Origin of the sequence: Pseudomonas syringae pv. cilantro (genome assembly GCF_001293775.1) — a bacterium.
GTDB classification, from domain to species: Bacteria; Pseudomonadota; Gammaproteobacteria; order Pseudomonadales; family Pseudomonadaceae; genus Aquipseudomonas; species Aquipseudomonas syringae_P.
The window spans coordinates 22884-28883 of the sequence record NZ_LGLN01000043.1; the positions used below are offsets into that span (position 1 = coordinate 22884).

Genomic DNA, 6000 nt, shown 5'->3' on the forward strand with positions numbered 1-6000 from the left:
CTTGAAACAAGTCTAGGAGCGTATTTCATGGGTTCGGTGTACGAATTGGATTCAATTGTAACGGCATTCTCAGAAGCGCAAGCCTTCGAAAAAGCTCACGGCATTCATCACCTCTTCGACCAGCCCTTGAAGGCCGATGTAGTTCGATTGGCTGACAAGGTACAAGGGTTTTTGCACCCCTTGCAGCGCCGTGACCGTATTGATGGCTGGATTGCTCATGCCAACAGTCAAGCTGCCTGTATGGAAAACTGTGACAAGGTAGTACTTTCGCTTTTTGATACATCAGGTGAATGGTCCCGGCCATGGGAAGAAGCTGGTTACCAGGTATACCGCTTCGACATTCAAGACAATCCAGATCTCGGTGACGTGAACAACTTCAATGTCAAGTTCTTCACCGAGTGGTTCGCTGATTTCTATGGGCAGGATGTATTTGCGATTCTTGCTGCTTGCCCTTGTACAGACTTCGCCCGATCAGGATGCAGACATTTCAGCAGTAAGGATCTCGATGGCCGAACCATGGCTTCCGTAGAGCTGGTACACCAAACATTGCGTGTGGTCGAATACTTCAAGCCTGCTCTTTGGGCTATAGAAAACCCTGTTGGCCGTATTGAAAAATTAGGTGGGCTCCCATCATGGAGGCTTTCATTCGATCCGTGCCACGTTGGAGATCCCTACACAAAGAAGACATTGATCTGGGGTCGATTCAACGCAAACCTTCCAGTAGCACCGGTTATGCCTATTGAGGGCTCCAAAATGCACCTCAAGTACGGTGGCCGCAGCCTTGCTACAAAAAACGCGAGAAGCATTACTCCGGTAGGTTTTTCATACGCTTTTTTCATGGCTAATAACCACCTTGATAACCCTCAATTTGCACTGTGTGCGAAGTACGATCGTCTTTCGTCGCGCCTTCTTGGTCAGGCTATTGCCGCGGGCTTGAAGCCACGTGAGATCAGCGAACTTATCGACGACGCATATCTCATGGATCTTGATGACCACAGCGCTCATACACTGCTGAGGGAAGCGGTGCTGTTGCGGGGGAGCAATCTCGACAGTTTTGTAGATCGAGGCGGGCAGGTAGCAATGAGCTTCTAAATGCAAACCCCCCAGTGGTTTGGCCCTTTTGATGAGGCCAAGCTGGGCGTGTTGCTACTAGCAACAATATGGGTTCAGCTCAAAACGTAAATATATTTGATATACCTGAATTATACGTTTTACATGATCAGTTCATGAACTATAATCAGTTCACAACCTATAGAAGGGCATTCTCATGAACGCAACCGAAGAATCTCAGCTGGACCTACAAAGTTTTGTCGACTTTGGAAGCCTGACCTTTTCGCCGCAATTTGCCGCAGAGTGCTTCGGGCTGACTACCAGACGCCTGAAAGACATTGAGGAGGAGAATGGTGTCGAGATCCGACGAGTTCCTCGTGGAACTTCTACTGCGCGGGTTTATGGCGTTGCTGATCTGTTCGCTATCGCAGCCCTACGTCGACGTCTGGGACACTCGAAAGGTCTATCTCGCCAAATCGTTGTCTCGACATTTGTACCGAAAGGTGGAACGGCTAAAACAACTACGGCTGTTAACCTGGCCTTGTCTGCACAGTTCGGAGGACTGAAAACACTGATCATAGACAATGACCCCCAAGGTGATACGTCCAGCATGCTTGGCTACGACCCTGATTTGGGGCCGGAAGATTTGACCGCTATGGGTATTCCTCATGATCGACTGGTTGACGGTCATCTTGGCAACCTGATTAGTCCGCTGTTGCGGATGCGCGCTTTCGATCCGAAAACTCTTAATCAGGTCATAAAGAAGCCGTTTGGTGAGGATGGCATTCACCTGATTCCTGCTGATACCTACATCGAAGATTTGGGCGTCGCGCTGGACGCCTCAAACAACCCCGATATGTGGTACGCCCGTTGGATTGAGCAGGCCAAAGCCGGTGAAATTCCTGGCTGCGATCTTTCGAGTTATGACCTGATCATCTTCGATAATGCCCCAGCTGGATCACGTCTGACCAAAAACTCGGTTGCGGCTAGCGACTTACTCCTATGTCCGATCCGAATGGACAAGTTTTCATTCCGGGCCCTACTCCGACTGAACGATTGGTGCGCCCGATTTGCGCGGGAATACAACTATGCACCCAAATTGCTTGCGATCCCGACGATGTTCATCCGTAATCGTCCATCCCTGATCAATAACCTATACCGGCTTAATGAGCTTTTTCCAGGACGGGTAACTGAAGAAAAAATCTATGTCTCTGAGGAATATGCCAAAGCGTTGGATGACGGCATTCCGCTGCTGTTGTGGAAAGGGTCTACATCCAAAAGTCTTGTTCCGGTGCGAAGCGTACATCGGGAAATTCTAGACAAAATCCGCGAAGTTGCCTCAGCTTGAATTGTTGCTAGTAGCAACAAAAGAGAACTCGTGTTGCTACTAGCAACACCCCATGTTGGAGACGCAGCACATGAAATCAAACGATTATCCTGGTAAAGCTAAGACTGGCGCCATTGGCCTTCGCACGCCAGCCGAGATCCCGGCTGGGACCCCCTCCAGCGCGACGGGAAGGGCAGCCATGCTTCAAAAGTTGGATGAAAAGGTTCAAGAGCCTTTGGTGGGGGAGTGGATAGGTAAAGACCAGACCCTAGAGGATATCCTTGTCTCAGGTATCGTTGTCTCACCATACCAGCCGAGGATGCTGTTTGATTCGGTGGCTATCTCGCGACTTGTTGAGTCGATACGTGAAATTGGTCTGGGTAAGCCCATTCTTGTAAGACCCCTCCCAAATGGCCAGCATGAGCTCGTTGGGGGGGAAAGGCGTTGGAGAGCTGTCACTATACTGGGGTGGGACAGGATCCCCGCAGTAGTGAAGCCAATGTGCGACGACATGGCAATGTTGCTCGCGTTGGCAGACAACGAACATGAGGAGTTGACGGATTATGAGCTTGCTCGTAGCTATGACCGGTACCTTCAAAACGGAAACGATAATAGTCAAAGCGCTATTGCACGGCGCCTAGGTATCAATCGTTCAGTAGTTAGTAGGTGCTTGGACCTTATGAAGCTCCCTAGTTCAATTCGACAAGTGCTGGATCAGCATCCGGGTCTGATCACCGCTAACTACGCTAAAAAATTCGTAAGTTTTGCTGAAAAAGACGTTCACATCGTAGAGCGACAAGTGCTGAGTATGGTTGACAAAGGCACAAAGCAGGAGCAGGCACTGCGCCAGATTGCTATGAAAATAGCAGCGTGTTCTAACCAAGGTCGACCAGCATTTGTACCGCGTGCTGTGGCAGGAATTGGAACAATCAAACTGTCAGGACAAAAGCTAGAATTGAAGTGCGACAAAGGCGTTAACCCGACTTTGCTTATGCAGCAATTTGAGGAGTTCCTAAAAAACATTGACCGTACAAAACTCGCCGCCGCGAAAGCGGAGTAGAGCGCTGTGCTGGCTGTCATTACCGTTCGCATCACAACAGACAGTAGCGATTGGCTTTGCAGGGCTCTTGTGGGGACAATGCAGGATCCAGATGGGCTTAATAAGATATTCGCGAACCCTTAAAAAAGTAGGAGCATTTTATGACTGAACATGGGAATCGCAGTGCTGAAACTTTCGCAGCGCTTGATGAGGCACTAAGGCTGCTTGACGGCGACACTCGGGAGCAAACGTTGCCTGCCCCAAGCCCCGAGGCGTTAGAGTTCAGCAAAGAGGTGTTCACAGAAAGCCTTGTCGCAGTGATGGACCCCTCATCTGATTGGTTCAGTATTTGCGCACTTGATACGGTTGTTCAGGCCCACAAAGCACTCACTACCACTGTGAGTGGGAGCCCACGCATTGAGGGGTCCAAGTCAGAGACGCAGCTGTATACGGCCCTCAGGATGCTGCACTGTGTCAACTACAAAAAAATGGATCAAGACATTCGTACCAAGCTACCGGGCGTCATTTTAGAATATCTATCTTTATGCGGGCTGGATGATGAGCGAGGGAAAGAGCTTTGCGGAAATGTCGGTTGGGATCGTGTGCAGCATACGTACTCTAGCTTTCGTGACAAATTGAATATGGCAGACAACCAAGCTAGTCTAGATCAAATTGACGATGATAAAGACGAGTCAGAAAGAACTATGAATGGTCATAAATCCGATAGCAAGAAAGAATTGTATTTTCTCGTGATTGGATGTTTCGTACTCGTAATTATGCTCTATAACTTTTTTAAGTAGTCGAGGACAATCATGAAAGTAATAGCATCTACTTTATTCTTCCTCGTTTTTATTTGTATCGGCACAGCTGGAGTCGTTTTCTACGCAGTGGATCATGGTTATAACTCCTTCGCGGAGCTTTCAGCGGTTTTGCCCAGCATGGGCAAAGCGGTGATGATATTTGTATGGACGGCGATAATCACAGCGATTGTGCTTTTTACAGGTTGGGCAATCGCTAATATCAAAGGCCGATAATTTTGTGAAGAGCCAAATGAGCAAAATCAGCAATATTGATACCAAAATGCCAATCACCTTCTACGCCTGCAGGGTTGAGATAGTCACTGACCCCGAAATGGTTTCCTTGGCGGAGCAAATGAAGATGCCTCGCCTGCTCAATTGTACAGTTCCCTTGGCCGATGCTGAAATCGTCATACGGGAAAGCGTGGTAGTTATGAATTGGTTGAGTTCAAGCCCGCGCTGGAGCGCTCGAATTGAGGAAACGCTTCAGTGTCTGGCTGAAGATGCTAATGGTCGGCCTTTACTAACAGCTTTCATTCCCATTAATGAGCTAATAATGCTCGCAGAAGACTTGAACTCGGACTGTGCGTTGGACTTACGCCCAGCATTCGTTGAGTGGCAGGCATTGGGGGCAACCGAAGGCTGCTTTGATGGGTATCGGCTTGATTTAGGTACCATCGAGGCCGTCGAATCGGCAACCAGTGAATTGAGTGCAGATCTCAACCCAAACGGTCTAGAAATTCTTTAGTGATCTGGATCCCCTAAAGGCGGCACACCCAATGGAACGGCGGGGCAGGTTGGCATCTCACATGAAGACATCCAAACCTGCCAGCGAGGCTTTATGTGCAGCCATTATGAAGCACCATCACCCCACCAGGTCGCTGAAGCGTTCGGGGTCGCACTGTTCGACCAAGGCAGGCTCGATCTGTGGCCTGGCTACATCGGCCCATTCCTGCGCCGCCCAGACGGCCTGGCAGATGACAACGATTCTCCCGCAACCATGGAAGTGCTGACCGGCTCCTTTGGGTTGATCCCGTCCTGGAGCAAGGACAGCAAGTTTGCCAAACACACCTACAATGCTCGATCAGAGACGGTGGCCGAGAAACCGTCGTTCCGACATGCATGGCGCCAGGCGCAACACTGCATTATTCCAGCGGTGGCCATCTACGAGCCGGACTGGCGATCAGGCAAGGCAATTGCCACGCGTATAGCCAGAGCAGACGGCGAGCTGCTGGGCATTGCGGGCCTGTGGGAGCAGTGGCGCGATCCGGCCACCGACCAGATCCTGCACAGTTACACCATGCTGACCGTGAATGCCAATGAACACGACTTCATGAAGGCGTACCACAAGCCCCAGGATGAAAAGCGCATGGTAGTTATTTTGCCCAAGGGCTCGTATGCGGACTGGTTGACCGCGCGGCCAGAGCAGAGCGCAGCTTTCATGAACCAGTACCCGGCAGATCGGCTGACCGTGGACATGTGATCATGTCTTCCCTGGAGCTGGTGATGGACAGGGTGACTTGTCGCGCTGTACGGCAGCAGCCACCAAGCCGCAAGCGCGGTAGCATTTTCCGTGAACATCACGGTACGCGGGCCTATAAGCTATTCAGCAGGCCCGCAACCAACTCTGTCAGGATCTTTCGCTATTCGTGACCAATCCTGACAGAGAGCACTATGGCTTTACCCATCCGCCGAGCAACCTCTCTTCGTCTTGATGTATAGGAATTTCAATAATTCCTATACAAGGTAATCCGCCGAAAAAGGTCCCCTCGGCGTGATGCCAACGT

Annotated in this window: 7 protein-coding genes; all 7 read left to right on the forward strand. The window is 50.3% G+C overall.

Translation table 11 applies throughout. The annotated features are described in order from the left end of the window. The first annotated feature begins 27 nt into the window (after positions 1-27). The 7 genes from ABJ99_RS12875 to ABJ99_RS12905 all read left to right on the forward strand — a co-directional run bounded on the left by ABJ99_RS12875 (position 28) and on the right by ABJ99_RS12905 (position 5696). Positions 28-1092, forward strand: a complete 1065-nt coding sequence (locus ABJ99_RS12875; protein ID WP_054086162.1) for a DNA cytosine methyltransferase — start codon at positions 28-30, stop codon at positions 1090-1092. Between the two features lie 175 nt (positions 1093-1267). Further along, complete coding sequence (locus ABJ99_RS12880) at positions 1268-2398, forward strand: ParA family protein (RefSeq protein WP_054086163.1); 1131 nt, start codon at positions 1268-1270, stop codon at positions 2396-2398. Positions 2399-2468: 70 nt separating this feature from the next. Continuing rightward, positions 2469-3437 carry a ParB/RepB/Spo0J family partition protein gene (locus ABJ99_RS12885; RefSeq protein WP_230081019.1) on the forward strand — a complete coding sequence of 323 codons (969 nt, stop codon included), beginning with the start codon at positions 2469-2471 and terminating at the stop codon, positions 3435-3437. A 140-nt stretch (positions 3438-3577) separates the two neighbouring features. After that, positions 3578-4216, forward strand: a complete 639-nt coding sequence (locus ABJ99_RS12890; protein WP_054086165.1) for a hypothetical protein — start codon at positions 3578-3580, stop codon at positions 4214-4216. A gap of 12 nt (positions 4217-4228) precedes the next feature. Then, positions 4229-4450, forward strand: a complete 222-nt coding sequence (locus ABJ99_RS12895) for a hypothetical protein (protein WP_054086166.1) — start codon at positions 4229-4231, stop codon at positions 4448-4450. Between the two features lie 16 nt (positions 4451-4466). Continuing rightward, positions 4467-4961 (forward strand): hypothetical protein, encoded by a 495-nt coding sequence (locus ABJ99_RS12900; protein ID WP_054086167.1) that lies wholly within the window; start codon positions 4467-4469, stop codon positions 4959-4961. A 93-nt stretch (positions 4962-5054) separates the two neighbouring features. Then, positions 5055-5696, forward strand: coding sequence for an SOS response-associated peptidase (locus ABJ99_RS12905; RefSeq protein WP_054086168.1), 642 nt, complete (start codon positions 5055-5057; stop codon positions 5694-5696). Positions 5697-6000: the final 304 nt, after the last annotated feature.